Origin of the sequence: Amycolatopsis sp. VC5-11 (assembly GCF_037034185.1) — a bacterium.
GTDB lineage: Bacteria > Actinomycetota > Actinomycetes > Mycobacteriales > Pseudonocardiaceae > Amycolatopsis > Amycolatopsis nivea.
This window is the reverse complement of record NZ_JBAGKF010000035.1, coordinates 1-26439: the sequence shown is the minus strand read 5'-3', so window position 1 is coordinate 26439 and position 26439 is coordinate 1. Positions and strand designations below refer to the sequence as shown.

Below are 26439 nucleotides of genomic sequence, written 5' to 3'. Positions count from 1 at the left end.
CCGGTTCGCGTTATGCGGTGAGTTTCCGTTGCCCGGCGTCGAAACTGCGCAACGCGGCGCCGACGGCCGCGGCGACGGTGATCTCGTAGACCTCGTCTTCCTGGTATTTCGTGTTCAGCTCGGCGAAATCGGCGTCGGTGAGCCGGTAAGACGCGTCGCGAACCTTCTCCGCGAACGGCTGCAACGGCGCGGGCAGGCCGTCGCCGCTGGCCGCCGCATTGCGCAGTGCCGGGTCGGTTGACGCGGGTGCGATGAAAACGGAATACCTCAGGTTCTCCACCGGATCCTCGTGCTTGCCGCTCGGACCGCCGGCGAGCAGAAACCCGGGGAACCGGTACCCGAATTTGTGCAAGGCACGGGTCCCGCTCTCCAGTTGGCCTTCGCGAAGCACGAAGCCGAACGCGTTCGCGAGCCGGTTCACGATGTTCCACACCAGATTCACCCGCAGCGCTTCGCGAATCGCCTCCGGCGGAAGATCCGGCAGCACGATCTGGTCCGGGTTCAGCGTGACGGTCTCCAGGAACGCCCGAACGGTGCGCACCTCGGGCCGCGCCGCGTCCGGTCGCGACGGGTCGATCTCGCCTTGTCCGGCGATCCGGGTCAGCTCCGCGTGCGAGTCGATGCAGAACGGGCACTCGTGCAGCAACGCCGTTGACATGGCGAGGAATTCGCGTTCCCCTGCCGTCCAGAACGACGGGCCGCGCATCGCCGGAACGGTGACATCGAGCAACGGCCGGGCGAAAAAGCCGGGCCGGTACAACAGCATCTTGACTATGTCCGGCGGCTGTTTCGACGTGGCCGACATGAACATCTTGGCGCGCAAGCGATGCCCGTTGTCGAGAATGGACAGTCTCATCAGGACTCCAAGGTGGTCAAGCGGCTGGCGAGGAATCGCCGGTCGGCTGGATTGAGAGCGAGTTCGTGGGCGCGCCGGTACGCGGTCATCGCCTCGTCGGTACGGCCGAGCCGGCGCAGCAGATCGGCGCGCGCGGCGTGCATGAGGTGGTACCGGTCAAGGCCGTCGATACCGTCGATCAGTGCCAGGCCTTCTTCCGGGCTGGTGGCCATGGCGACCGCGACGGCGTGGTTCAACGCGATCACCGGCGACGGATTCGTTTCGTACAACCGTTGATACAGCCCGGCGATCGCCGCCCAGTCGGTGTCCGCGGCGGAACGAGCCTGCGCGTGCTGGACGGCAATGGCAGCCTGCAACTGGTACGGCCCAGGATTCTCGAAGCGCAGCGCGCGGTCCAGCAGACCGATCGCTTCGGCGATTTCGCCGTGGTCCCAACGGCTTCGGTTCTGGTCTTCGAGCAACACGACGTCGCCGTCCGGCGTGTAGCGAGCGGCGGTGCGCGAATCGTGCACGAGCAGCAGCGAAACCAGGCCGAGCGCCTCGGGTTCGTCCGGCATGAGCGTCGCGACCAGCTTCGCCAGCCGGATCGCTTCCTGTTGCAGCTCCCGGTGTTCCGGCGCGGTGTAGCCTTGGGTGAAGATCAAGTACAACACCGCCAAGACCCCGGACAACCGCTCCGGCAGCAGATGATCGGCCGGTACGGCGAGGCTGATCCCGGCGTCGCGGATCTTGCGTTTGGCCCGCACCAGCCGCTGCGCCAGCGTCGCCTCGCTGACCAGGAACGTCCGCGCGATCTGCGCCGCGGTCAGCCCGGCCACCGCCTGCAGGGTCAACGCGACGCGGGCCTCCTCGGCGAGCGCGGGGTGGCAGCAGGTGAAGACGAGACTGAGCCGTTCGTCGCCGATCGCGAGCAGGCTGTCCTCGGACCGATCCACCGTGACCTCCGGCTGTTCCCCGAGTTGAGCGAGCTTCTCCAGGCCGCGGCGGGCGCGCCGGAGCCGGTCGATCGCGCTGTTGCGGGCGGCGGTCAGCAGCCACGCCATGGGGTCGTCCGGCGGCTTGTCGCCCCAGCTGCGCAGGGCGAGCGCGCAGGCGTCCTGGAGCGCGTCCTCGGCGAGTTCGAAGTCGCCGAGGACGCGGACCAGCGCCGCGAGCATCCGGGCTCGGTGCTCGCGATAGACCTCCCGCAGCAGCGGCGACGTCATGCGTGGCCGGTCAGCCCGGGCACGCTGGCGACCGGGCGCACCTCGACGGTGCCGACCGCGGCCATCGGGCACAGCGCGGCGAGTTCGAGGGCTTCGTCGAGATCGCGGCAGTCCAGGACGTAGACGCCGCCGAGATGCTCGTGGGTCTCCAGGAACGGCCCGTCGGTGATCAGCGTCTTCCCGTCGCGGACGCTGACCGTGGTGGCGGTGTGCTCGCCTTGCAGCGGATGCTCGGACACGAGCGCCCCGCGCCGGCGGCATTCGTCGGCGAACGCGTTCACCCTGGCCAGCGCGTCCGGGAAGGCCGGATCGCCGGGTTCCGGGCGGTCGCAGTTGTAGATCACCAGCAGGTACAGCATGTGTCCTCCGAGGGCCGGTCCGGCGAGTTCGTTAATGGAAGACGAACGCCTCGACCGTAACTCGACAGCGCGTGCCGGGCTTCTCGGAAATTCCCGGAGAACGGAGAACGGAGAACGGCGGGCCCGGGGGAGCCCGCCGTTCTCGTGGGGAGGGGATCAGCCCTTCTGCCACAACGCTGGCGCGTTGGGCGGTTCCCAGCCCTGCTGGGCGGTGTGGCCCTGCAGGCACACGTAGCTGACCCCGTTGAACGTGACGCGCGTGCCGGCGGTATACGACTTGCCCGCGGTCCAGGACGTCCCGCCGGGCTGGCCGGTCGGCGACGTCGGACTCGTCGAGGGCCCGCCGGTCGGCGTCTGCTGGACGTTGAGCACGAAGTCGAACGCCGCCTCCTTGGCGTTGTTCGGGGCGTCGCGGACGGTCATGAGCAGCCGCGGGTCGAAGATCGTGTCGGTGTTGTTCCGCGGTTCGCCCGGGAAGTACAGCTGGGTCGTCAGGATCGGCTCCCCGGGGGCCTGCACCTTGACGTGGATGTGCCGCGTCCGGCCGGGGTAGAGGCCGGGCACGATCGTGGTCAGCTTGAACTCGCCGAGGTCGTTCGTGTACTGGTGGCCGCGGAAGGTGTACCCGACGTTGTCGTACGCGCCGTTCACGTCCGCCTGCCAGAAGTCCAGCAGGGCGCGGCTGACGGGCTGGCAGGACAGCCCGAACACGTAGCCGCTCACGGTGAGCCGCTGGCCCGGGGTGTTGGCGTCGACGAGCACGCTGCGCTCGGGGGAGTTCGGCTTGAAGTACGGGCCTTCGGTCTGGTCGATCGTCGGCTCGTCGCCGTCGTGGCAGTACGGGGTGGGCTCGACCTTCTGCCCGCCGGCGAAATTCGTGCGGGCCAAGGCGGGGCCGCCGACGAGTGCCACCGGTGCGGCGACTCCGGCGGCCAGCGCGGCCTTCAGCACTGCCTTGCGGCTGAACTTTCTGTCTTCGTCCATGCCTGCTCCTCGGTGGGGGCTCGGGATTCCCCTCGACGGTAGGGAGGAGATCAGCCCGCAGCGATGGACGGAGTCATGCAGTCGTGGTGAATCTTCGGGGCGGTGTCGCCGGTGCGGCGGAATCCGCCGGGGCTCAACCCGGTTTCGCGCCGAAAGAACCGACAAAAGTAGGCCGGGTCAGCGAATCCGACGCGGCTGGCGACCTGCCGCACGGACAGATTCGTCCGCAGCAGGAACCGTTTCGCCTCCTGGGTCCGTGCCTCGCGCACCAATTCCGCCGCGGTACGCCCGGTTGCCGCCTTGACGGCCTCGGTGAGATAGCCCGGAGTGACGCCGAGCCGTTCGGCGTGCGCGCGCACCGACCACAGTCCCAGCTCCGATTTTTCCGCCTGCTGCGCGAATTCCGCCGCTACCGCACGGGCGCGGGCGGGTGCCGGCGCGGACGGAATCCCGGGAAGCCGCCCGGCGCGCACGATCAACACGTGCAGCAGTGCGCGCAGCACGGATTCGCCGTCCTCGCCGCCGCGCCGGAATTCCTCCTCGAGTTCGGCGATCAGCCGCGCGGTCCGGTCGTGTTCGGCCCGGTCCAGCCGCAGCCACGGCCGTTCGCGCAGCCTGCGCAGGGTTTCGCGGTCGGCCGGATGGTCGAAGAGGAAGTCGTCGGTGAACAGCACGACCGATCCGGCGAGTTCGCTCGCCTCCCAGTGGTGCACCTGGCCCGGCGTGACGACGCCGAGGTGCGGCGGGCTCAGCTCCCACCGCGTCAGGTCGACCACGTGCGCGCCGGTCCCTCCGGTGACGAGCACGATTTCGTAAAACGTGTGCCGGTGCGGGAATTCCGCCCGCGACAACGGGCCCACCGCGTCGAAGGACCCGACCGCGAACGGCACCGCGTCCGGCGCGGGCACCTCGAGCCGGTGCAGCGGAAGTTCACCGGTTTTGACCGGTCGGCAGCACATTCCCGGAGGCACCGTCGTCCCTCGCATCAGTCCGTCCTTTTCGCCGGTTTCGGAACGAAAAGTCTAGACCAATTTTGGTCAGGATACTTCCGACGGAAGTATCAGTAACTCGGTGGAGTGACGCTCACGAGGAAACGGGCGGTGGTCCGGCCGTCGTTGCGGAAGCGGTGCGGGATGGTCGAATCGAAGTGGCAGCTGTCGCCGGTCTTGAGCACGTGCGTCTGCTCGCCGACCTGGACGGTCAGCCGTCCGGCGATCACCACCACGCATTCCTCGGAGGGATGCGAGCGCAGTTCGTCGGACGAGGCGCCGCCGGGTTCGAGCACGCCTTCGAGCACCTCGAGCTTCGCGCCGCCGGGGGAGGCGCGGGTGTAGGTGATCGCGTGGTGCGGCGAGGAGATCCGGTACCGGTCGTCGTGCCGGATCACCGCGACGGTTTCCTCGTCCGGCTCCTGGAACAGGCTGAACAGCGGGATGTCGAGCACCTCGGCGATGCGCCGCATGGTTTCCAGGCTGGGGTCGGTGACGCCCCGCTCGACCTGGCTGATCAACCCGGTCGACACGCCCGCCTGGTCGGCGAGCTGGCGCACGGTCAGCCCGCGCAGGGTGCGGAATTCGCGGATCCTCGTCACGGTCACCCGATCATTATCGTCAAACGGTGCTCCGGCGCAGGTCACTGGTCTCCGCAGGTCCCGCTGGGCGGTCCCCTGTCCCGACTTCGACCGCGGTTCGCGACGGCGGGCGGGTCACCAGGCTGACCGCCACGGTCACGATCAAGTTGACGACGAGCGCGGGCAATCCGACGACGGTCCCGGGCGGCATCGCGTGCGCGACGAGCGAGCCGAGCGCGGGCACGCCGACGATCAGCCCGCCGCACAACGCACCCGCCGCCAGTCCGGGCGCGGTGACCCGGCGCCACAGCATCGAAAGGAACAGCGCGGGAGCCAGCTGGCCGACGGCGCTGTACACGTTCGTCATGATGCTCAACAGTTTTTCGTTGCTGTGCGCGACAAGAAGTACGGAAAGCGCAGTGAAAACGAGGACGCCCACGCGCATCGCAGTCAGCGACGAGGCCCATTTCTTCGACCGGGCCCCGAGCACGTTGCGGGTGAACAGGCTGCTGGCCGCGAGCACGAGCACCGCGGTCGGCACGAGCGCGACGAGAATGCCCGCGCCGCCGAGCAACCCGATGACCCATTCCGGATACTTCTCGCGCACGAAAATCAGCAGCGACGCGTTCGCCTGTTTGTCGGTCAGCTTCGGCAGCGCGAGCACCGCGGCGAGCGCGATCATCACGATCAGGACGTAGAACAGCGAATACAGCGGCTGGACGACTTGATTGCGGCGGATCGTCGCGACGTCCTTCGCGCTGTAGGAGACCTGGAACATGTGCGGCAGCGCGAACGAGCCCAACGGCGTGAGCAGCAGGAAGCTCATCCACCACCAGGTGTTCGTGGCGGTCGAACCGTGGAGTCCGGGCAGTGTCGCGCCGTTCGGATGCGCTTGTTTCATCGCGTCGAACACGCCGAGCGGACCGCTCATGCCGGCCGCGTCCGCCGCGCCGATCGCGACCACGAGCAGGATCGCGATCAGCAGGACGTCCTTGACGATCGCGGTGAACGCGGCGCTGCGCATCCCGCCGACCAGCACGAACCCGGCGACCAGTGCCCCGCCGGCGACGACGTAGACGAGCGACGGGACCTCGCTGCCGAACAGGCTCGCCAGGATCAGGCTGAGCCCGGTCAACTGGACCTGGGCGTACAGCAGTAGCGCGACGATCCCGAAGACCGCGATCAGGCCGCCGAACCAGCGGGCTTCGAAGCGGGTGGTGAAGTAGTCGGCCATGGTGACCAGGCCGTGCTGTTTGCCCGCGCGCCAGATCTTCGGCACCACCCAGTAGCCGACCGCCGCGGTCAGCACGACCGTGCCGAGGACGTAGAACCCGGGCGCGCCGTTGCTGAACACGCCCTGCGACGCGCCGAGCAGCGCGAACGTCGTGAAGGTTTCGCCGACCAGCAGGAACCAGAACAGCCAGGTGCCGAACCGGCGTCCGCCGACGGACCATTCCTGCAGATTCATCGCCCGGCCGCGCGCGGCGGCGACGGTGCCCCAGACGATCGAGCCGACCGCGATCAGGAGAGCGAGTGCCAGTGCCATCGCGCTACACCCGGTCCAGGTCGCCGCGGCGGCGGTCGATCGCGTAGACGAGACCGATCGCGCCCGAGCCGATCAGCACGCCCGCGGTCATCCACACCAGCAGGAACGGGATCGAGCCGAAGACGTAGTCGATCCGGTTGACCAGGGGGATCGCCGCGACGCACCACGCGAACGGGACGACGAGCAGAAGCCAATGCCAGCGGCGGCGGTTGCCTGGTGCGGTTCGGGTCATGATCGCTCCTCAGCTACCCACGTCGATGTGTTCAGCCTGGATGAATGTGCATCAGTGTGAGCGATGACTTGTGTTGCGTCAATCACGACAATCGTGGCGACGCGAGAGAGGGTTGCGCAGTGGAAGTGCTCACTGTTCACTGTGGCTGACGGCAGTTCTCGCGGAGGTGCCTCGTGGATCCCGACCGGTTCCGTGCCCAGTTCCCCAGTTTGGCCGACACCACGCACCTGGCTTCGTGCAGCCAGGGCGCGGTTTCCACGCAGGTCACCGCGGCATTGGGGGAGCTGGCGTATTCGCTGCGCGACCAGGGTGCGCCGTGGGGTCCGTGGATGACCGAAGTCGAGCGTTTGCGCACCGCCGCGGCGGGTTTCCTCCACGCGCACCCGGACGAGATCGCGTTGGTGCCCTCTGCGTCGCACGCCGCTTTTCAGGCGGTCAACGCGGTCGACTTCGACGACGGCGGCGTGATTGTGTCGATGGCGTCGGAGTTTCCCAGCGTCGGGCAGGTGCTGCACGCGCAACGTCCGGCACGCGAGCAGATGCGGTGGGTCAGCCAGGACGCGATGCGTTCGCTCGGGGTGATCGAGGCTTACCGGGCTCAGATCGGCTCGTCGACTCGGCTCGTATCGATCCCGTTCGCCTTGTACACCAACGGTTCCCTGCAACCGGTGAACGAAATCGCCAAACACGCGCGAGCCGTCGGGGCCCGAGTTTTAGTCGATGCCTACCAAGCGGTCGGCGTCGTCCCCGTAGACGTCACACAACTGGACTGCGACTATCTGGTCACCGGCACCCTCAAGTATTTGCTTGGCCTGCCCGGAATCGCGGTGCTGTTCGCCCGCAGCGGCGTCGAAGACCACCAGCCGCCGCGGATGACCGGCTGGTTCGGCCGCGTCGACCCGTTGGACTTCGATCCCGCGCTCCTCGACGTCCCGACCAGCGCCCGCCGTTTCGAATCCGGCACTCCCGGAATCCCCGCCGCCTACGCCGCCCGCGCCGGCATCGAAGTCCTCAGCCACCTCGATCCCGCCGCAGCCTGGGCCCACGTCGAACGCCTGGTCGCGGAAACCACCGAACGCCTCACCGCTGCTGGCGAAACCCTGAACGGACCGGCCCCCGACGCTCGCCCCGGCCCGCAAGTCGCATTGGTCGACGCCGATCCCGTTGCCCTGGCGGACTTCCTCGCCGCCCGCCGCATCGTCACCGCGCCGCGCGGGTCGAACCTGCGGATCTCCTTCCACTGCTACAACACCACCGACGACATCGACCGCCTGTGCACGGCGCTCGCGGAATACCGGAGGCAAGCATGATCCTCACCGCCGCGCGGCTCTTGACTGACGCGTCCGCCCCGCTGGTCCACGACGCCGCCGTCGCCGTCTCGGACGGCGTGCTCACCTATGCCGGACCCCGGAATTCCGCTCCGGACGGCCCGGTGACCGACCTCGGCGACGTCACCCTGATGCCCGGATTGATCGACTGTCACGTCCACCTCTGCCAGGACCCGGGTTCCGGCGAAGTCAGCCTGGAAATGCCCAGCGATGACGACGTGCTGAGCCGCCGGATGATCGCCAACGCGCAGCGATTGCTCGACGCCGGAGTCACCACCGCCCGCGATCTAGGCGCGCCCGGCACCCTGGGCACCCGCGTACGAGACCTGCTTGCCGCCGCCCCGAACGCCACCCCGCGAATCCTCGCCGCGAACGCCCCGATCACCGTCACCAACGGCCACGCCGCGTCCATGGGCGGCATCGCGGACGGCGTCGACCAGGTCCGCGCGAGGGTCAAACAGCACGCGGAGGACGGCGTCGACCTGATCAAAGTCATGACCACCGGCGGCTTCATGACCCCCGGCAGTCATCCGGCGCAAGCGCGCTACACCGTGGATGAGCTGACCGCGTTGGTGTCCGAAGCACACGACCGTTCCCTGCCGGTCACGACGCACGCGCTGGGCGTCGAAGGAATCGAACGAGCCGTACTCGCCGGGGTCGACTGCATCGAACACTGCGGCTGGGTCACCCGCACCGGTACGGAATTCGATCCGCGAATCGCCCAGATGATCGTTTCCCGCGGAATCGCCGTGAGCCCGACCATGAACACCGCTTGCACCGCAGCGGACTACATGTGCCCCTGGGACGAACGCGACGCCGTGGTCGGCAACCTGCGCGCGCTGATCGCCTTGGGAGCCGTCATCGTCGCCGGGACGGACGCTGGAATCCCGCTCGTGCACTTCGAACGCTACGCCGACTGTCTGGACACCTTCGCCGAAGCCGGAATGACTCCGCGCCAAGCGATCGCCAGCGCCACCTCCGTCGCCGCTCGCGTGTGCGGCCTGTCGGACGTAACCGGTCGATTGGTCCCCGGTCTGCGCGCGGACGTGATCGCGGTGGACGGCGACCCGACCGAGTCGCTGGCTTCGCTGCATCACCCGCGTTTCGTCCTGGCGGACGGTCTTCGCCACGAAATCCGCAACACCGACCTGGGAACGGGCGATTCGGCTGCGCGGGAGTGCATCCGCCGAAACCTCGAACAGGGGGCCGGACGATGACAGACTGAAGATCCGCTGACGGAAGGGATCCAATGCTGTTCGACTGGACGCCACAGGCGGTCGTCTTCGACTGCGACGGACTGTTGATGGACACCGAACCCTGCTGGTCGGTCGGCGAAACGGAGCTTTTCGCCCGCCGCGGACTCCCGTTCGGACCGGAGCAGAAGGCGCTGGTCATCGGCAAATCGCTCGCCGCGGCGGCCGACACCATGGCCGAGGTTTTCGGCGAACCGGGCAACGGTCCCGCGATCGCGGACGAGCTGCTGGCCATGGTGACCGACGTGGTGTCCGCCAAAGCCGAAGCGATGCCCGGTGCCCACGAACTGGTCGAACTGGCCGCCGCCGCGGTGCCGGTCGCGGTGGCCAGCAACTCGCCGCGCGCACTCCTGGAAGCCGCGTTGAAGCGAGGCGGCTTCGAGTTCTCGATCAGCGTGGCTGCCGACGAGGTCGTCGCGCCGAAGCCAGCTCCGGAGATCTACCTGACGTCCTGCGCCCGGCTCGGCGTGGCTCCGGCTTCGGCCCTCGCCTTCGAGGACTCGATGACCGGCCTTCGGTCCGCCCGCGCCGCCGGCGTGCCAGTGGTCGGGGTCCCGACGTTGTCCGGCACCGAGTTTCCCGCCGACGTCGTGGTCCCGTCCCTGCGCGACGCGGACCTCCTGGCCTGGATCCGGCGGTGGCGGCAACCACGCGTCCGCCCGCGTGAAGACCCGCCCGTCTCGTGATTGACTGGCCGGCATGGCCGTACTTCCGCATCCGCGTGTTCGGGGTCCGCAGTGACCTCCGAACCGGCTGCGGCGACCCGTCCGCGCAATCGCAAGCAGCTCATCGTCGAAGCGGCGGGCCGCGCCTTCAGCGAGCGCGGCTACCACGCGGCGTCGATGGAGGAGATCGCCGCCGCCGTCGGGATCACCGCCGCGGCGCTGTACCGGCATTTCCCGAACAAGTACGCCCTCTTCACCGAGTGCGCCAACGTGATGGCGGACCGTCTCGTCGCCGCCCTCGACACGGTGCCCGCTGACGCACCAGCCGCGGCCGTCCTCCGCCCGCTGGCCCAGGTCACGGTCGCCCACCGCGAGTCCGGCGGCCTGTACCGCTGGGAAGCCCGCTACCTCGACCGACCGGACCGGCGCGTGCTGAGCGCGAAATTCGCCCAAGTTGTCGCGCGCGTGACCGAGGTAGTGCAGCCGTCCCCGGACGCGGACCTCCGGGCCGTAGCCGCACTCGGCGCGATCGGCTCGATCACCATGCACCGCACGTCGATCGCCCACCATCGCGCCGAGAACTTGCTGACCGAATCCGCCCTCCGCCTCGCCACGTCGACGATCACCCCGACCGCGCCTTCGGTGGAGCTGCCCGCCCAGCCCGTCGCACGGACCCGCCGCGCGCAGATCCTCGCCGCCGCGGTGCCGTTGTTCGAGCGCGACGGATTCGCGACCGTCACGAACGCCCGCATCGCCGAAGCCGTGGGCATAGTGCCTTCCGCGCTGTACCGCCATTTCCCCAACAAAGCCGAAATCCTGGCGGCAGCCTGCCTGCAAGCCGCAGGACTCCTGTCTCAAGCCGTAGAACAAAACCTCCACGGCACCACCGGTGCGGAAGCCCTGCCCGTTCTGGCCGCGACCTACGTGGCGTACAGCTTCGAACACACCGCATTGACCAACGTCGCCGCAGCCGAACTGGGCGGCCTGCCCGCCGCGTTGCAACGCCCGCTGATCCTCGCCCAACGCGAGCACATCGCTGTCTGGGAACAACAACTCCGCCTCGCCCGGCCGGAGTTGGACGCGCACCAAGCCCGCGTACTGGTGCACGCGGGCTTCGGCGCAGTAGTCGAAACCGGCCGGCGGCTGCGGTGGGAGGACACTCCCGGCCACCGCGCCGCCGCTACCGCTTTCCTGTTGAGCGCACTCGGTCTCTAGGCTCCCGGCCGATTCGCCGTCGGAAGCGTGATCGGCGTCTGCGTCGGCGAGGTCCCGTTGTTGAGGTACAACATCGAAATGCCGCGCACGAACTGATCGAAGAGATAGAAACTGCCCGGCATGATCTTGGACGTCCCTTCCCGGAACGCCACATAAGCAGGCCATTCGATCCGCACCAACGCCGCCTGCGCGTAGTCGCGGGGGAGTCCGAGCCAATCGCCCATCTGGTCGTTGAGCAGATACCGCACCAGTTCGTTGACGAACCCGGAATCGAGCCCGAGCGTCGGATTCTCGATATACCCGAGCAACGTCTTCGCCAGGCTGACCCCTTCCTCGGTCGGCCCGAGCACCGGCCACAACATTTGCTGCGCCTGCGCTTCCGCGTCCGCCCAGGTCTGCGGAATGAACTGCTCCTGGACGCCGAGCAGATGCAGCGCGACCTGCCAGGCATGCAGATCCGCGTCCTGCTCCGCCGTCGACAACGCGATGTGCCACTTGAGCATGTTGCTGCGCGCGAAAGTCGCCACAGAATGGAACGTCCGCAGAATGTCCCCGTTGCTGATCGGCTTGGGCTGATCCGCGCCTGCCTGGTACTTCGCCGACGTCGGCAGTAAATTCCGCACCGCCGCGTGCACGAGCCGAGTCTTGTTGGCCGTAACGACGAAATGCCCGTCCGGCGCCCAAGCTTTGGAGTTGTGCAAGTCGTAGCCGAAGGTGAACGTCTTGGCCGCCCGCTGTTTCATGTCCGCGCCGCCGGCCGACCAGTAAACCGCCCGCGCCTCCCGCGGAATGACGGTGCTCATGATCCCGCTGCCGAGCGTCTCCGAGACGAACAGATAACTGCTCAACCGGGTATAAAGCTTCTCCGACGCGGCAAGCTTCGCCGGATCCGCCCACGACGGCAGCTTGTTGACCTGCTGCAGATACGCCACCAGATAGTCCGGCATGCCGGCGGGCAACGGCGCGTCGTTGTCGATCCAGCCCTCCCAGGCCTTGTTGACCGCCGCTACTTTGCCCTCGGCCAGCAACGCCTTGGCGACCGCGTCCGCGCTGTCGTCCCACACCTGGAACGGATCGGCCCCCGTCCCGCTCCCGGCGATGGACCCCTTGCTCGACCAACCCCACGCGGTGCCGGTGGTGCCCGCCATCCCCGCGATGCCCAACGCCGCGCCGAGGGTCAGCACCTTCCTTCTGCTGAGATTCTCCATGTACTTGTCTGCCTCTCTGGTAGGCGTCGTTGCCATCCCATCACCGGCCAGGGGCTGCTAGCCGCCCCCTGTCGACAGTCTCGGAAGAAGTGATTTCTCATTAACATAACGGCGCCGGACAGCTGGTGGCAAGAGGTGTCGCCGCTCCGGATCAACGACCGGCCGGGGCGCTCGCTGGCACCGGCATCAGCGGATGCGGTCCGGATCATGGGCGCGGATCGGCCGGGCGCGCAGGCAGGAGTCCCGGACGTCGGTCCGGGCCAGTCAGGACAGCCGGGGTGCTCGCCCGCGTGGGCTCAGCGCCGCTTCTTGCGCGATTTGTTCGAAGACCGGGAAACCCCGGCCAGCGGATGCGCGGTCGAGTGTCCAGGCCGCGGCCGGGCGAACACCTCCCGAAGCTCCGCCAAGCCCGTCTCGTCGGGATGGCCGCAGGCGAGCACGTTCGCGGTCAAGCCGCGAACCTCGTCGGGCGGGATCGTGGCGAGAGTGTCGGAGACCGCCTCGGGGCCGCCGGTTTCGAGCAGGTGAATGAAGTGCTCGGCCATGCCGCGCAGTGCTTCCTGTTCGCCGAGGTCCTCCATCGGGAACTCGCCGTCGTCGATGAGGAGTTGCACGGCGATGGGTCCGAGCTGCCGGTCGTGGCTCAGTTCCCGCAGCACCGCGGTGCCGTCGGGAAGAGCCTGGACCGTCACGTCGAGCATCGCTCGCGCGCGCGTGCGGAACGGGCTGCGGCGGATTGCGTTCAGCAGGAGCGGAAGCGCGAGTTGCCGTCCTCCGCACGCGGCCATCCAGTTGGTCAATTCCGCTTTCGCGGCTTCCTGCGGGTAGTGCTCGGAGAGCAAGCCGAGCAACCCGGCGGGTTCGGCCTCGGACAGCTCCCCGATCAGCGGGGCGTGGCGGCCTTCGGCGACCATGCGGGCGCGGACCGCCCGAGCCGCCAACGGAGTCAGGCTCACCAGGTCGGTGCTTTCGCCGGAAAGCGCGGTCCGCAGGCGGGCGTCGGTGTCCGGCGGAAACCCGGCGGGCCCGTCCGGGCCGAGATCGGCGCGGAAAATCGGATCGGGCGCGCCGGTCGTGAGCGTGACCGCGCCGAAGTCCGCGAGCGTGGCGAACACCCGGCGCAGATCGGCGCCGATTCCGTGACGCGTCTCCGGATCGTCCGGGTCCTCAAGCCAGACGGCTTCGAGGAAGGACAGCCAGACGGTTTCCTCGAGCCGGACCACCGGCATCGGTTCGGGAAAGCCGTAAAGAGTGTTGAGCACGTCCGGCAGTACTATGTCGATGATTTCGCCGAACAGCACGGTGTACTGCGGCACCCAGCGTCCTTGCACGACGAGTTCGGGGGAGGGCAGTGCGTCGAACGCCGCGATCCAGAGAGCGAGACTGTCCCGGAGCAGCCGCGCGTTCTTCGCGACGCGCACCAGCTTGCCCTTGACCGCCCGGACGACGCGGATCTCTTTCGCCAGCTCGACCAGTCCGGCCAGCACGGGCAGGTCGGCGCTGCTCTGGGTCCGGAAAACCCGGTCGCCGATCGTCGGATCGATCCGGTCGCCAGTGCCCAGCAGGTCCACCAGCTCGCGCGCATCGGCCAGTTTCAGCTGGCCGGTCGAGGTCAGCGCCCGGCCGTCGCCGACCCATTCGACCAGTGCGCGCAACCGGGCGACGACCGGTGTCCGCTCGGCTGCCGCCGCGAGCTCCGCGTCCGGCGGAAGCGACACCGGCAGCTGCGGCACCGCACGTTCAGGCTGGCCGCCGTCGAGGAGGTGCCGGGCGGCGATCTCTTCGAGCACTGCTTCGTCGAAGTCGACGTTCCCCGCACGAACTTCGTCGAGAAAACGTTCCATGGCCGCGTTGTCCGTGGGATCGATGCCCTGCCGGAGCGCGTTCATGACCCAGAACTTGGCCACACCGAAGTTCCGTTCGTCGGCCATCGCCGCGGCGAATCCGTAGCTGGCGTTCACCGCCGCGGCGTCGAGGTCGGCCAGCGGATCGCCCGTGGGGTCGGCGAGTTCGTTCGCGTGCAGCCAGCGCAGGAACAGCCGCAGATCGTCCGGGACGCCGGCCGCGTCCTCGGGAGCGGCCGACAGCGTCCGAGGCGTGTAGGACAACAGGAATTCCGCGACCAGACTTGTCGTCCAGTAGCCCAGCCGACCGTCGATGCTGTGGTGCCGGAAGTTCAGCGCCGATTCCACTGTCAGTGGATCGACGTGCTCGTCATCGGCCGCGCAGCGCCGGACCAGCAGGGCCTTGGCCGCCTCGAACGCGTCGGCGTCCTCGGGCTCGAAATACATGCGCACGGTGGGTTTACCGTCCTTGCCGGTCCGAAGCGGGCACGTTGGCAGCGTAGGGCGTGCCTGTCCGTGCCCGCGAAGCACCGTGGAACGCGCCACCGGTTGTCAGGCGCAACAACCCTCTGGCTTGGCCGCCTCATCGGACGTGCAGCACGTGGCGAGCGCGGCACTGTCGGAGCCGTACGTCTGGGAATCCGCCTTGACGGTGTAGACCTCCCAAGGCTCCTGTCCGGGACCGTGCACCCACACCTTGTCCTGCACGGCGTAGCAGCAGGTGGTGTTGTCCTCGGTCAACGTCGCCAGGCCTTCTCCGGTGAGCCGCTTGCTGGCCTCGTTGACGTCGTCGGTCGATTCGACCTCGACGCCGAGGTGGTCCAAGACGGTGTTCTGGCCCGGTGCGCCTTCCAGCAGCACGAGCTTGAGCGCGGGCTCCGCGACGGCGAAGTTGGCGTAACCCGGCCGGAGCTTGGCCGGTTCGACGCCGAACAGCTTTGAGTAGAAGTCGATCGAACCAGCCAGGTCACCGACCCGCAGGGCGAGCTGAACTCGAGACATCGGCACTCCTTGAATAGATGGTTGTCGAAACAGGATGGACCTAGATTGCTGTCTATCTAGAGATCTGTCAAGATAGACGTATGTCGAAGCAAATCCTGCTGGCGGCGATCAGCGCGTGCTGTACCCCGTTGGCGCGCGAACCGCTGTCCGAGGATCAGGCCGCGGAGCTGTCGAAGCTGTTCAAGGCGATGTCCGACCCGGTGCGGCTGCGGCTGCTGTCGCTGATCGCGTCCCACGCGGGCGGGGAAGCGTGCGTCTGCGACCTGACCGACGCGTTCGACCTGACCGGTCCCACGATCTCCCATCACCTGAAGGTGCTCCGCGAATCCGGCTTGATCACCGGGGAGCGGCGCGGCACCTGGGTCTACTACCGCGTCCATCCGGAAGTCCTCGCCCGGCTCTCGGCCGTGCTCGTCCCGAGCGATGCGGAGGCTCGGGCATGACGGCGGAAACCGGCGTCGTCGGCAAACTGTCTACTTTGGACCGCTTCCTCCCGGTGTGGATCGCCGCCGCGATGGTGCTCGGGCTGCTGGCCGGCCGGTGGATTCCGGGGTTGAACACCGTGTTGTCCGCGGTGGAGGTCGACGGGATCTCGCTGCCGATCGCGCTCGGGCTGCTCGTGATGATGTACCCGGTGCTGGCGAAAGTCCGCTACGACCGGCTCGGCAGCGTGACCGCGGACCGGCGGCTGCTGTGGCCGTCGCTGGTGCTGAACTGGCTGATCGGCCCGGCGCTGATGTTCGCGCTCGCCTGGCTGCTGCTGCCCGACCTGCCGGAATACCGGACCGGGCTGATCATCGTCGGCCTCGCCCGCTGCATCGCGATGGTGATCATCTGGAACGACCTCGCCTGCGGCGACCGGGAAGCCGCCGCCGTGCTGGTCGCGCTCAACTCGGTGTTCCAGGTCGTCATGTTCGGCGTCCTCGGCTGGTTCTACCTCGCCGTGCTGCCCGGATGGCTCGGCCTGCCGCAAGCCGATCTGAGCGTTTCCGCGTGGCAGATCGCCAAGAGCGTGCTGGTGTTCCTGGGCATCCCGCTGCTCGCCGGCTACCTTTCCCGGCGGCTGGGCGAACGCGCGAAGGGCCGCACCTGGTACGAATCCCGGTTCCTGCCGAAGGTCGGGCCGGTCGCGCTGTACGGGCTGCTGTTCACCATCGTGGTCCTGTTCGCGTTGCAGGGAGACCAGATCACCAGCCGTCCGCTCGACGTCGCCCGGATCGCACTGCCGCTGTTGGTCTACTTCGGACTCATGTGGGCGGGCTCCTACGCGGTCGGCAAGGCGGTCGGCCTGTCGTACGAGCGGACCACGACCCTGGCGTTCACCGCGGCGGGCAACAACTTCGAGCTCGCCATCGCGGTCGCGATCGCCACGTTCGGCGCCACGAGCGGACAGGCGCTCGCCGGAGTGGTCGGGCCGCTCATCGAAGTGCCTGTCCTCGTCGCGCTGGTCTACGTGTCTCTCGCGCTTCGCCGTCGATTCGCGACTGCGGCGGTTGCGTCATGAGCGTCCCCGAAGTGCTCTTCGTGTGCGTGCACAACGCCGGGCGTTCGCAGATAGCGGCCGGGTTGCTGCACCATCACGCGCGCGGCAAGGTCGTCGTCCGGTCCGCCGGATCCGCGCCGGCCGACACGGTCAACCCGGCCGTCGTCGCGGTAATGGCCGAACTCGGCATCGACCTGTCCCGCGAATTCCCCAAGCCCCTGACCGTCGAGGGCGTCCAGTCGGCGGACGTCGTCATCACCATGGGCTGCGGCGACGCCTGCCCGGTCTTCCCCGGCAAGCGCTACCTGGACTGGCAGCTCGACGACCCGGCCGGCCTCCCGGCCGAGCAGGTCCGCCCCATTCGCGACGAGATCGACCGCCGGGTCCGGGCGCTGCTCGCCGAACTAGCCAACTGAGCCCTTCATCGTCTATCGTCGATGGACGATGAAGGGAGTTGCCGTGTTGGACCGAGCCGAGGCGGAGACCTACGCCGGATGGTTCCGCGCGCTCGCGGATCCGACGCGCGTCCAGATCCTGCACCTGATCGCTTCCGCGGACCGCCCGCTGTCGGTCGGCGAAATCGTCGAGCAGGTAAGCGTGAGCCAATCGACCGTCTCCGCGCATCTGAAGATCCTCACCGAAGCCCGGTTCGTCCTCGTGCAGCCGCACGGCACCGCCCGGTTGTACCGGGTGAACGAGCGGTGTTTGTCCTGCTTCCCCAGCGCGGCCGACGTCGTCATGGGCCGCGCCGCCGTCCCCTTCGCCGACATCGCTTGCGAGGTACCGAGATGAGTCCAGATCAGGACGCGGTCCGGGAACGCTACGCCAACGCCGCACGACGAGCGCTGGCCGGCGAAGCCACCGGGGAACTCGGCGCACAGCACTACGCCGGGGAAGACGTCCCCGAAACCGTGGCAGCCACCAGCCTCGGCTGCGGAAACCCGCTCGCCGTCGCCGACCTGCGCCCCGGCGAAACTGTCCTCGACCTCGGCTCCGGTGGCGGCCTGGACGTCCTGCTTTCCGCGCGGCGCGTCGGACCCGCCGGCCGCGCCATCGGCCTCGACATGACCGACGAAATGCTCGCTCTCGCCCGACGGCAGGCCGCGGAGGCGGAAGTCGCGAATGTCGAGTTCGTCAAAGGCACGATCGAAGCGATTCCCTTGCCGGACAACACTGTCGACGTCGTGATCTCCAACTGCGTCATCGCCCTGTCGCCGGACAAACCGGCTGTCTTCGCGGGAGTCGCGCGCGTGCTGCGTCCCGGCGGCCGCCTCGGCGTGACCGACCTCCTCGCCGAGGAAACGCTGACCGCGGCGGAGCGCGCAGCCGCCGACGAGGAATGCCTCGGCGGAGCACTGACGGCGGACGATTACCGAGCCTTGCTCCACGCTGCGGGTCTCGTGGACGTGGACATCCGGCGTACGCACGAGGTCGGAAACAAGCTGTACTCGGCGATCATCCGCGCCAGCAAGCCTCACTGACGAAGCAGCGGCCCCACTCCCGGAACCTGGGTGATTTCGTCCGCGAGAAAGTCCCGCAAAAGCCGCACCCGCGTCAGCTCCGCCCGCTCCGGCACGACGAGAAGATTCACCGGCACCGGCGCGCAACCGTACCCAGGCAGCACCGCCCGCAGTGCTCCGTCGCGCAGAAGGTCGTCCACCAGCCACCGCGGTACGGGCGCGATTCCGCGGCCAGCAACGAGCGCTTCCCGAGCCGCGAGACCGTGATCGACCCGAAGCCGAGGCGTGAAGGTCGCGACGTGCTCCGTGCCTTGTTCGTCGATCAGCGTCAACTCGCCGCTCTTGGCGACGCTGGTCCGGCGAATCACGTCGTGCGACGAGAGTTCCTCCGGCGACTCAGGCGTTCCGCGCCGCGCGAGATAGTCGGGTGACGCGACCAGAATCTGATGCGCCATCCCGAGCGGACGCAGGCGCAGTTCGCTGTCCGGCTGCGGGCCGAGCTGAATCGCGATGTCCACGCCGTCGCGGATCAGGTCCGAGCGTTCGTCGGTGAGGGCGAAGTCGACGCGAATGTCCGGATAGCGATCCTGGAAGCCGAAGATCAACCGGCTCAGGTGCATCACCCCGAAAAAGGCCGAACACGAGATCCGTACTCTGCCGGACGCACCGGTCCTGGCGTCTTCGACCTCCTGTCGAGCCTGCTCGACCAACCGGAGGATCTCCGTGGCGCGGGCGTAATAGCGGCGGCCCTCGTCGGTCAGCGAAATGCTCCTGGTGGTGCGGCTGAACACGGAGACCCCGAGCGACAATCCTCTATTCCTCATGCTTCGACGCGAACGGCGGCGTATTCGCCACTCTGCTAGACCAACCCGACGCGGTATTCTCCGACGCTCTCAACCACGCCTCAATCATCGACGGCATCAGACTTTCCAAGGCGCGCCGCCACCGCTACCGCACCCTGGCCGAGCTAGAAACCCAACTGGCGACCACTGCCGCCCGCCGCCGACTCATCGTCACTGACGGCGTCTTCTCCATGGACGGCTCCATCGCCCCGCTGCGAGAAATCTGCGACCTAGCCGATAAACACGACTGCCTGGTCATGGTCGACGACTCACACGCCACCGGTATCCTCGGCGAGACCGGAGCCGGAACCCCCGAACTCCTAGGCGTACGCGACCGAGTCGACATCGTCACCGGCACCCTGGGCAAAGCCCTCGGCGGCGCGTCCGGCGGTTTTGTCAGCGCCCATGCCGAAATCGTGGACCTGCTGCGGCAGCGCTCCCGCCCGTACCTGTTCTCCAACGCCCTCCCACCCGCGATCGTCGCAGGCACCCTCGCCGCCTTAGACCTCGCCGACCCCTCCCGCCGCGCGGCGCTCCACCGCAACACGGCCGCCTTCCGCTCTCGGATGAGCCAGGCAGGCTTCCACCTACTGCCCGGCGAACACCCCATCGTGCCGGTGATGTTCGGCGACGCAGCCGAGGCCGTCCGCATGGCCGAACGGATGTTGCGGTCAGGCATGTACGTGACGGCCTTCAGCTACCCGGTGGTGCCGCTGGGGGAGGCCCGCATCCGGGTGCAGATCTCGTCGGAACACTCCCTCGACGACCTGGACCGCTGCGTCGCCGCTTTCATCGCCGCCCGCGGCTGACAAACGCGAATGGCCCGTCAGCACGATGCTGACGGGCCATTCGAGGAGTGCGAGTTCAGATCATACGTCGTAGTACAGCGAGAACTCGTACGGGTGCGGACGAAGCCGCAGCGGGTCGATTTCGTTCTCGCGCTTGTACTGGATCCACGTCTCGATCACGTCGGGCGTGAAGACGCCGCCCTCGAGCAGGTAGTCGTGGTCCTGCTCCAGGGTGTCCAGCACGGTGCCCAGGTCGCCCGGGACCAGCTTGACGTTCTTGGCCTCCTCGGGCGGCAGCTCGTAGAGGTCCTTGTCGATCGGCTCCGGCGGCTCGATCTTGTTCTTGATGCCGTCGAGCCCGGCCATCATCATCGCGGAGAACGCGAGGTACGGGTTGCCCGACGAGTCCGGGCAACGGAACTCGGCGCGCTTGGCTTTCGCGTTGTTGCCGGTGATCGGGATGCGGACGCACGCGGAGCGGTTGCGCTGCGAGTACACCAGCGAAACCGGGGCCTCGAAGCCCGGCACCAGGCGGTGGTAGGAGTTCACCGTCGGGTTGGTGAACGCCAGCAGGCTTGGCGCGTGCTTGAGCAGGCCGCCGATGTAGTGGCGCGCCGTGTCGGACAGGCCCGCGTAGCCGGACTCGTCGTGGAACAGCGGCTGGCCGTCCTTCCACAGCGACTGGTGGCAGTGCATGCCCGAGCCGTTGTCGCCGGCGAGCGGCTTCGGCATGAACGTCGCGGTCTTGCCCGCGGCGAACACGGTGTTCTTCACGATGTACTTGAACAGCTGCAGGTCGTCGGCAGCGTGCAGCAGCGTGTTGAACTTGTAGTTGATCTCCGTCTGGCCTGCGGTGCCCACCTCGTGGTGCGCGCGCTCGATCTCGAAGCCGGAGTTCGTCAGCGTGCGGACGATGTCGTCGCGCAGGTCGGCGAAGTGGTCGACCGGCGGGACGGGGAAGTATCCGCCCTTGAACTTCGTCTTGTAGCCCTGGTTCCCGCCCTCGGTGTCGGCACCGGTGTTCCACCAGCCCTCGACCGAGTCGATCTCGTGGAACGACAGGTGCTCGGCGTCCTCGAAGCGGACCGAGTCGAAGATGTAGAACTCCGCCTCGGGACCGAAGAAGACGTTGTCGGCGACGCCGTACTCCGCGATGTACTGCTCGGCCTTGCGCGCGATGTTGCGCGGGTCGCGGCTGTAGGCCTCGCGGGTGAACGGGTCGTGCACGAAGAAGTTCAGCGAGAGCGTCTTCGCCTTGCGGAACGGGTCGATCCGCGCCGTCTCGGGGTCCGGCAGCAGCAGCATGTCGGACTCGTGGATCGACTGGAAGCCGCGCACCGAGGAGCCGTCGAAGGCGAGACCCTCTTCGTACGCCTCCAGGTCGAACGCCTTGGCCGGCACCGTGAAGTGCTGCATGACGCCCGGCAGGTCGCAGAACCTGACGTCGATCGACTCGACCTTCTCGTCGGCGATGAGGCGCTGAATGTCGTCTGGAGTAGTGGGCACCCTCGGTGACTCCTTCTCGTTCGTTACCGGCGGCTGTACTCTCTTCGGCTCACGCTAAGAGGGCGGTGTTGCCCGACCGTCACCCGAATGTTTCGCGGGTGTTAACGGGCCGCCGTCACTGCCCAGTCGACCAGGCCGGATGTGGTCCGCGCCACCGGCATACCCTGGACGGGTGGCGAGATGGACGGGTGAATGGCTGCCGGGCACGGGCGACGGCTCCACCGCGGCGGGCCCGCGCGAGGCCCCGAAGTGGCGCGGCGAGTCGATGGGCCTGCCCGAATCGGGCGTCGGCGCGGTCGCGGGCGGCGGCCCGCGCTTCCTCGCGCTCGTGCTCGACCTGGTGCTCGCCTCCCTGATCACGGCCCTGTTCGTGCGCTACGACCTGCAGAACGCCGCCGCGATGCAGACGTTCAACCTCTGGGCGGGCGCGGTCTGGGCGGTCATTACGGTCATCCCGGTCACGTTCTTCGGCTTCACCCCCGGCATGGCGGCCCTCGGCATCCGGGTGGCGCGCCTGGACGGGGCGGCGATGGTCGGCGCGTGGCGCGCGCTGGTGCGGATGGTGCTCACGGTGCTGCTGCTCCCGCCGCTGGTGCGCAACGCCGACGGCCGCAACTGGCTCGACCGCGTCACCAACACCGTCGTCATCCGGATGCGCTGACCCCTGGACGCGAAGAACCCCCGGCCGCGGCGGACCGGGGGTTCTCAGTAACCAAGTGTCAGCGACGGCGGATGGTGCGCTGCACGTTCCGCATCTTCGCGCCCGCGGGCATCGGGCCCTTCGGCATCGCGGCGCCGCGCGAGCCGAGCGCGGCCAGCTTCGCCTCGAGGGCGTCGATCTGGGCCGGCTTGAGGTTGCGCGGCAGCTTCGTCAGGTGCGACTGCAGCTTCTTGAGGGGGACCTGCTTCTCCTCGTGCCCGATCGTCACGTCGTAGATCGGGGTGTCGCCGACCAGCCGCGACACGCGCTTCTTCTCCTGCGCGAGCAGGCTCTTCACCCGGTGCGGCGCGCCTTCGGCCACGAGGATCACGCCGGGGTGGCCGAGCACGCGGTGGACGGCGTCGAGCTGGGTCGTCGCGGCGACGGTCGGCGTGACCTTCCACTTGCCGCGCATGTTCTCCAGCGCCCAGGCTCCCGCGCCGGGCTGGCCGTCGGCCTTGCCGTAGACCGTGCGCTGCACGCGCCTGCCGAAGATGATCACGGCGAGCAGGATGCCGAGCACGATGCCCAGCGGCAGCAGCGTCCACTGGATGCCGAAGATGAGCCCGATGCAAAACAGCACACCGGCGACGACCACGATCGAACCGACCATCCAGGGGATGAGCATCGGGTCTTCGCGGCGCTGCATCTTGAACGCCTCGAACAGCTGGCCGCGCCGGGCCTTGCTCGCAGCGCGCTTTTCCCGCTTGGCCTGCTTGGCCGCTTCCTTGTCCTGCTTGCCCGCCATATGACCAGGATACGGCCGCGTGCCCGGCCGGGAATCCGTCGGCCCCCTCTGCGAGGATCGCGGGGTGGCCATCGCATCGTCTCCCCAGAGCCGGCAGAGCCGCGCGAGCCTGCTCGACGGGCTTGATCCCGAGCAGCGCGCCGCCGCGGCGGCCCCCCGCGGCCCGGTGTGCGTCCTCGCCGGCGCGGGCACCGGAAAGACCCGGACGATCACGCACCGCATCGCCCACCTGGTCCGATCGGGCCATGTCGCGGCCGGACAGGTACTGGCCGTCACCTTCACGACGCGAGCGGCGGGGGAGATGCGCACCCGGCTGCGCGGCCTCGGGGTCGACGCGGCGCAGGCGCTGACGTTCCACGCCGCCGCCCGCCGTCAGCTCCGCTACTTCTGGCCGCGCGTCGTCGGCGACCGGCCGTGGGACCTGATCGACAACAAGTTCCGGCTCGTCGCCCAGGCCGCCCAGCGCGTCCGGCTGAGCACCGAGACCGAGGTGCTGCGCGACCTGGCGAGCGAGATCGAGTGGAGCAAGGCGTCGCTCGTCTCGCCGGACGACTACCCGACGGTCGCCGCGCGGATGCAGCGCGACACCCCCGCGCCGGTCGCGCAGGTCGCCGAGGTCTACCGCTGGTACGAGGAGCTGAAGACGAACGCGCAGGTCCTCGACTTCGACGACCTGCTCCTGCAGACCACCGCGGTGCTGGAACGGCACGAGGCGGTCGCGACCGAGTTCCGCGACCGGTACCGCTGCTTCGTGGTCGACGAGTACCAGGACGTCACGCCACTGCAGCAGCGGCTGCTCGACGCGTGGCTCGGCGGCCGCGACGACCTCACCGTCGTCGGCGACGCCAACCAGACCATTTACTCCTTCGGCGGCGCCTCGCCGAAGTCGCTGCTGGAGTTCACGCGGCGGTTCCCGGAGGCGACCGTCGTGCGTCTCGAACGCGACTACCGGTCCACGCCGCAGGTCGTCGCGCTCGCGAACCGCGTGATCGGCGCCGCGCGCGGACGTCCGGCCGGGTCGCGGCTGAAGCTCATCGGGCAGCGTCCGGAGGGGCCGGACCCGCGGTTCGCCGAGTACGAGGACGAGGCCGCCGAGGCCAGCGCGGTCGCGCGGCGGGTCCGCGAACTGCTCGACGCGGACGTGCCGGCGAGCGAGATCGCGATCCTGTTCCGGGTGAACGCGCAGTCCGAGGCGTATGAGCAGGCGCTCACCGAAGCCGGGATCCCGTACCTGGTCCGCGGCGGCGAGCGGTTCTTCCAGCGCACCGAGGTGCGGCAGGCGATGGCGGCGTTGCGCACGGCGTCGATGGACCCGACCTCGCTGGAGCTGGTCACCGCGGTGCGCTCGGTGCTCGCGCGGGTCGGGCTCACCGAGCAGCCGCCGTCGGGCGGAGCGGCGAAGGAGCGGTGGGACGCGCTGCTCGCGCTGGTGGAGCTGGCCGAGGAGCTGGCGGCGGCGGTCGAGGACGCGGATTTGCCGCGCTTCGTCGCGGAGCTCGAACAGCGCGCGGCGGCGCAGCACCCGCCGACCGTCGAGGGCGTCACGCTCGCGTCGCTGCACGCGGCGAAGGGGCTCGAGTGGGACGCGGTGTTCCTCGTCGGGCTGTCCGAGGGCACGATGCCGATCTTGCACGCGGACGGCGACGACGCGGCGATCGAAGAGGAACGACGGCTGTTCTACGTCGGCGTCACGCGGGCTCGGGAGCATCTGTCGCTGTCGTGGTCGCTGTCGCGCGGACAGGGCAGGGGACGCAACCGGCGCCGCTCGCGGTTCCTGTACGGGCTGATCCCGGAGGACCACCCGGCAGCGCGCATCGCCCGATCGCAGCAGACGGCGAAGCCGGGGTCGAACGTCGCCCGCTGCCGGCTGTGCGGCGGTCCGCTGGTGCAGACCATGGAGGTCAAGCTCGGCCGGTGCGGGAAGTGCCCGTCCACAGTGGATGAGGATCTGCTGGAGAAGCTGAAGACGTGGCGCGGGGAGCGTTCGCGGGAGCTGAAGGTCCCGGCGTTCGTCGTGTTCACTGACGCGACGCTGATGGCGATCGCCGAACAACGGCCGACCGACGACGGCGCGCTGGTGTCGATCTCCGGGATCGGCGCGACGAAGCTCGAGCGGTTCGGCGCCGAGGTGCTCGACGTGGTCCGGTCGTCGATGCGATCTTGACCGCGTCTTCGCGGTGATCGATGCGGCGAACCTGCAGCTCGGAGGCGATCTTCAGCTTTTCGGCAGAGATTTGGGAAAATAAGTTGCCCCGGTTGCGCCGGGGCGCATAACCTGCGTAGGCACCCGGGCGAGAGCCCGGTCTGGGGAAGAACACACGACGGCTGCCGCTTCGAGCGGCGCAGTCCGAGAGAGAAAGGCGGTGCCGGTGAAATGATCAGCAATCTGATGCAGACGAACCCTGGCACCGGTCTGTCTCTCTGCATGACCGTTGACGCCCCGCGCCAGGGCACCGGTGTGTCCACGTTCGCGCACATCGACGGAACGCGTCGTCACATCGACGGATTGCGTCGCATCGAGCGCAACGGGGCCCCGGTCGGCATCACTCTCGCGAGCGCCGCCGTTGTTGCCGCGTACCCGCAGGTTGATGTCGATCTGCCGACCATCAAGCAGTTCCGTGTTCCGTTGTCGATACGGGAGCGAAGTTCCTGACCTGACGTCAGGACTCAAGGCTCACGAAGGCCGCGGAACCGGTAACCGGATCCGCGGCCTTCGTGTTTTTTTGGCTGCACAACAAGAAGGAACAAGTTGTCCAGTTCGATCGCCCACCGCCACACCACCACCGCATCGCAAAGGAGCACGGAAATGTCATCCGCCATCGCCCTCGCCGAGGGCCCCTTAGCCGAAGGGTTCGACATCGGCGACCTGCTCGAAGGGGTCGCCGAGCCGGAACTCCCCTGCCGCTCGCGAGACGCGGACCTCTGGTTCGCCGAATCGCCCGCGGAACTCGAGCGGGCCAAGGCGTTCTGCGCCGCCTGCCCGGTCCGCGAGGCCTGCCTCGCGGGTGCACTCGCCCGGCGTGAGCCGTGGGGTGTCTGGGGAGGGGAGATCTTCGAGCGCGGCGCGGTGATCGCACGCAAGCGGCCCCGTGGCCGTCCGCGCAAGAACGCCGCCCTCGAACCCGCCGCAGCAGCACGGAGCGCAGCCGCATGACCGTCGACCTCATCACCACGCGCGATTTCGAGGCCCGCACCGGAAAACCGGTCCGCGTTCAGCCGAAACCCAAGCAGAACAAGTCTCAGGAGACCACGAAGATGTTGCTTCACGAAGAACTGTCCCGAGCGCGAATACGCGACCTGATAACCGAACATGAAGCCCAACGCCCGTGGCGCCAAGCGCGAGCCGCGCGCCGCTGGTCGCGGGTAGCCCGCTGGGCGGCCAGCCGCGCGGAGCGTTACCAACCACCCAATTAATACGGACGGCCTGGTCAGGCAAGCCCGGGTTATGGCCCGACTCCTTGCCTGACCGGCCGCTTCGTGCCGGAGCCCCGTCTTCATGCGGGTGCCCCGGCGCGCCGCCATGTCCGGGAACGCTGGTGCCCGCCTCCATTCGCGAGCCCCGGCATCCCGCCTTGTCCGGGAGCTCCGGTGTCCGCTTCCGGGAGCCTCGGTGGTCTGCCTTCGTCCGGGTGCCCCGGTGTCCGC

At 68.4% G+C, this 26439-nt stretch carries 28 protein-coding genes and 1 pseudogene; 15 read left to right on the top strand and 14 right to left on the bottom strand.

Going from position 1 to position 26439, the window contains the following annotated elements:
- Nucleotides 1-10: 10 nt before the first annotated feature.
- The 8 genes from WA670_RS44035 to WA670_RS44000 form a co-directional block, all read right to left on the bottom strand.
- Nucleotides 11-856, bottom strand: a complete 846-nt coding sequence (locus WA670_RS44035; RefSeq protein ID WP_336162116.1) for a hypothetical protein — start codon at nucleotides 854-856, stop codon at nucleotides 11-13.
- Nucleotides 856-2061: an RNA polymerase sigma factor gene (locus WA670_RS44030; protein WP_238608447.1), complete on the bottom strand. Its 1206-nt coding sequence runs from the start codon at nucleotides 2059-2061 to the stop codon at nucleotides 856-858. Before WA670_RS44030 ends, WA670_RS44035 begins: the two co-directional genes overlap by 1 nt.
- Nucleotides 2058-2420, bottom strand: a complete 363-nt coding sequence (locus WA670_RS44025) for a YciI family protein (protein ID WP_037818257.1) — start codon at nucleotides 2418-2420, stop codon at nucleotides 2058-2060. Before WA670_RS44025 ends, WA670_RS44030 begins: the two co-directional genes overlap by 4 nt.
- A 156-nt stretch (nucleotides 2421-2576) precedes the next feature.
- Entirely contained in the window at nucleotides 2577-3404 is an 828-nt protein-coding gene (locus tag WA670_RS44020) for a dioxygenase family protein (RefSeq protein WP_037818258.1), read from the bottom strand.
- A 50-nt stretch (nucleotides 3405-3454) separates the two neighbouring features.
- The gene (locus tag WA670_RS44015) at nucleotides 3455-4390 is read right to left on the bottom strand and encodes a helix-turn-helix transcriptional regulator (protein ID WP_037818259.1); all 936 of its coding nucleotides are present in this window, start codon (nucleotides 4388-4390) and stop codon (nucleotides 3455-3457) included.
- Nucleotides 4391-4464: 74 nt separating this feature from the next.
- Nucleotides 4465-5001 (bottom strand): helix-turn-helix domain-containing protein, encoded by a 537-nt coding sequence (locus WA670_RS44010; RefSeq protein WP_037818260.1) that lies wholly within the window; start codon nucleotides 4999-5001, stop codon nucleotides 4465-4467.
- Between the two features lie 13 nt (nucleotides 5002-5014).
- On the bottom strand, nucleotides 5015-6520 hold the full coding sequence (locus WA670_RS44005) for a sodium:solute symporter family protein (protein ID WP_336162112.1): 1506 nt from the start codon (nucleotides 6518-6520) through the stop codon (nucleotides 5015-5017).
- 4 nt (nucleotides 6521-6524) lie between these two features.
- The gene (locus tag WA670_RS44000) at nucleotides 6525-6752 is read right to left on the bottom strand and encodes a DUF3311 domain-containing protein (protein ID WP_051171722.1); all 228 of its coding nucleotides are present in this window, start codon (nucleotides 6750-6752) and stop codon (nucleotides 6525-6527) included.
- Between the two features lie 173 nt (nucleotides 6753-6925).
- On the opposite strand from WA670_RS44000, the gene WA670_RS43995 reads away from it, so the two are divergent.
- From WA670_RS43995 to WA670_RS43980, 4 genes are read left to right on the top strand one after another with little or no spacing between them, the layout of a single operon-like run.
- Entirely contained in the window at nucleotides 6926-8062 is a 1137-nt protein-coding gene (locus tag WA670_RS43995) for an aminotransferase class V-fold PLP-dependent enzyme (protein ID WP_063762914.1), read from the top strand.
- Nucleotides 8059-9297: a metal-dependent hydrolase family protein gene (locus WA670_RS43990; protein ID WP_051729523.1), complete on the top strand. Its 1239-nt coding sequence runs from the start codon at nucleotides 8059-8061 to the stop codon at nucleotides 9295-9297. Before WA670_RS43995 ends, WA670_RS43990 begins: the two co-directional genes overlap by 4 nt.
- Nucleotides 9298-9329: 32 nt before the next feature.
- Nucleotides 9330-10019, top strand: a complete 690-nt coding sequence (locus tag WA670_RS43985) for an HAD family hydrolase (protein ID WP_037818262.1) — start codon at nucleotides 9330-9332, stop codon at nucleotides 10017-10019.
- A gap of 51 nt (nucleotides 10020-10070) precedes the next feature.
- On the top strand, nucleotides 10071-11213 hold the full coding sequence (locus WA670_RS43980) for a TetR/AcrR family transcriptional regulator (protein ID WP_336162109.1): 1143 nt from the start codon (nucleotides 10071-10073) through the stop codon (nucleotides 11211-11213).
- On the opposite strand, the gene WA670_RS43975 is transcribed toward WA670_RS43980, so the two are convergent.
- The 3 genes from WA670_RS43975 to WA670_RS43965 form a co-directional block, all read right to left on the bottom strand.
- Complete coding sequence (locus WA670_RS43975) at nucleotides 11210-12421, bottom strand: oxygenase MpaB family protein (RefSeq protein WP_336162108.1); 1212 nt, start codon at nucleotides 12419-12421, stop codon at nucleotides 11210-11212. The genes WA670_RS43980 and WA670_RS43975 overlap by 4 nt on opposite strands.
- A 296-nt stretch (nucleotides 12422-12717) precedes the next feature.
- A complete protein-coding gene (locus tag WA670_RS43970; RefSeq protein WP_336162135.1) occupies nucleotides 12718-14712 on the bottom strand; it encodes a hypothetical protein in 1995 nt (664 codons plus the stop codon).
- 105 nt (nucleotides 14713-14817) lie between these two features.
- Entirely contained in the window at nucleotides 14818-15267 is a 450-nt protein-coding gene (locus tag WA670_RS43965) for an ArsI/CadI family heavy metal resistance metalloenzyme (RefSeq protein WP_336162107.1), read from the bottom strand.
- Nucleotides 15268-15347: 80 nt separating this feature from the next.
- Between WA670_RS43965 and WA670_RS43960 the strand changes: the two genes are divergently transcribed.
- The 5 genes from WA670_RS43960 to WA670_RS43940 are packed head-to-tail and all read left to right on the top strand — an operon-like array spanning nucleotide 15348 to nucleotide 18231.
- Nucleotides 15348-15710, top strand: coding sequence for an ArsR/SmtB family transcription factor (locus WA670_RS43960; RefSeq protein WP_134732824.1), 363 nt, complete (start codon nucleotides 15348-15350; stop codon nucleotides 15708-15710).
- Nucleotides 15707-16771: an ACR3 family arsenite efflux transporter gene (arsB, locus tag WA670_RS43955; RefSeq protein ID WP_336162105.1), complete on the top strand. Its 1065-nt coding sequence runs from the start codon at nucleotides 15707-15709 to the stop codon at nucleotides 16769-16771. The genes WA670_RS43960 and arsB overlap by 4 nt, the downstream gene beginning before the upstream one ends.
- Complete coding sequence (locus tag WA670_RS43950) at nucleotides 16768-17166, top strand: arsenate reductase ArsC (RefSeq protein ID WP_037818269.1); 399 nt, start codon at nucleotides 16768-16770, stop codon at nucleotides 17164-17166. Before arsB ends, WA670_RS43950 begins: the two co-directional genes overlap by 4 nt.
- Before the next feature lie 43 nt (nucleotides 17167-17209).
- On the top strand, nucleotides 17210-17542 hold the full coding sequence (locus tag WA670_RS43945) for an ArsR/SmtB family transcription factor (protein ID WP_037818270.1): 333 nt from the start codon (nucleotides 17210-17212) through the stop codon (nucleotides 17540-17542).
- Nucleotides 17539-18231, top strand: coding sequence for a methyltransferase domain-containing protein (locus WA670_RS43940; RefSeq protein ID WP_336162102.1), 693 nt, complete (start codon nucleotides 17539-17541; stop codon nucleotides 18229-18231). Before WA670_RS43945 ends, WA670_RS43940 begins: the two co-directional genes overlap by 4 nt.
- On the opposite strand, the gene WA670_RS43935 is transcribed toward WA670_RS43940, so the two are convergent.
- The gene (locus WA670_RS43935) at nucleotides 18225-19034 is read right to left on the bottom strand and encodes a LysR family transcriptional regulator (RefSeq protein ID WP_336162101.1); all 810 of its coding nucleotides are present in this window, start codon (nucleotides 19032-19034) and stop codon (nucleotides 18225-18227) included. The genes WA670_RS43940 and WA670_RS43935 overlap by 7 nt on opposite strands.
- On the opposite strand from WA670_RS43935, the pseudogene WA670_RS43930 reads away from it, so the two are divergent.
- Nucleotides 19016-19861 (top strand): annotated as a pseudogene (locus WA670_RS43930) (aminotransferase class I/II-fold pyridoxal phosphate-dependent enzyme); the annotation flags it as partial. The gene WA670_RS43935 and the pseudogene WA670_RS43930 overlap by 19 nt on opposite strands.
- Before the next feature lie 60 nt (nucleotides 19862-19921).
- Here the strand turns inward: WA670_RS43930 and glnA are convergent.
- Nucleotides 19922-21346 carry a type I glutamate--ammonia ligase gene (gene glnA, locus WA670_RS43925; RefSeq protein WP_037818277.1) on the bottom strand — a complete coding sequence of 475 codons (1425 nt, stop codon included), beginning with the start codon at nucleotides 21344-21346 and terminating at the stop codon, nucleotides 19922-19924.
- 172 nt (nucleotides 21347-21518) lie between these two features.
- Between glnA and WA670_RS43920 the strand changes: the two genes are divergently transcribed.
- On the top strand, nucleotides 21519-22007 hold the full coding sequence (locus WA670_RS43920) for an RDD family protein (RefSeq protein WP_037818278.1): 489 nt from the start codon (nucleotides 21519-21521) through the stop codon (nucleotides 22005-22007).
- Nucleotides 22008-22065: 58 nt separating this feature from the next.
- Here the strand turns inward: WA670_RS43920 and WA670_RS43915 are convergent, their stop codons facing one another.
- Nucleotides 22066-22794, bottom strand: a complete 729-nt coding sequence (locus tag WA670_RS43915; RefSeq protein WP_134669710.1) for a DUF4191 domain-containing protein — start codon at nucleotides 22792-22794, stop codon at nucleotides 22066-22068.
- 64 nt (nucleotides 22795-22858) lie between these two features.
- Here WA670_RS43915 and WA670_RS43910 point away from each other — a divergent pair, with 64 nt between their 5' ends.
- The 4 genes from WA670_RS43910 (at nucleotide 22859) to WA670_RS43895 (ending at nucleotide 26208) form a co-directional block, all read left to right on the top strand.
- On the top strand, nucleotides 22859-24958 hold the full coding sequence (locus WA670_RS43910) for an ATP-dependent DNA helicase UvrD2 (protein ID WP_238608437.1): 2100 nt from the start codon (nucleotides 22859-22861) through the stop codon (nucleotides 24956-24958).
- A 210-nt stretch (nucleotides 24959-25168) separates the two neighbouring features.
- The gene (locus WA670_RS43905) at nucleotides 25169-25447 is read left to right on the top strand and encodes a hypothetical protein (protein ID WP_134732811.1); all 279 of its coding nucleotides are present in this window, start codon (nucleotides 25169-25171) and stop codon (nucleotides 25445-25447) included.
- Nucleotides 25448-25600: 153 nt separating this feature from the next.
- Nucleotides 25601-25948: a WhiB family transcriptional regulator gene (locus WA670_RS43900; protein ID WP_037818282.1), complete on the top strand. Its 348-nt coding sequence runs from the start codon at nucleotides 25601-25603 to the stop codon at nucleotides 25946-25948.
- The gene (locus WA670_RS43895) at nucleotides 25945-26208 is read left to right on the top strand and encodes a hypothetical protein (protein WP_037818283.1); all 264 of its coding nucleotides are present in this window, start codon (nucleotides 25945-25947) and stop codon (nucleotides 26206-26208) included. Before WA670_RS43900 ends, WA670_RS43895 begins: the two co-directional genes overlap by 4 nt.
- Nucleotides 26209-26439: the final 231 nt, after the last annotated feature.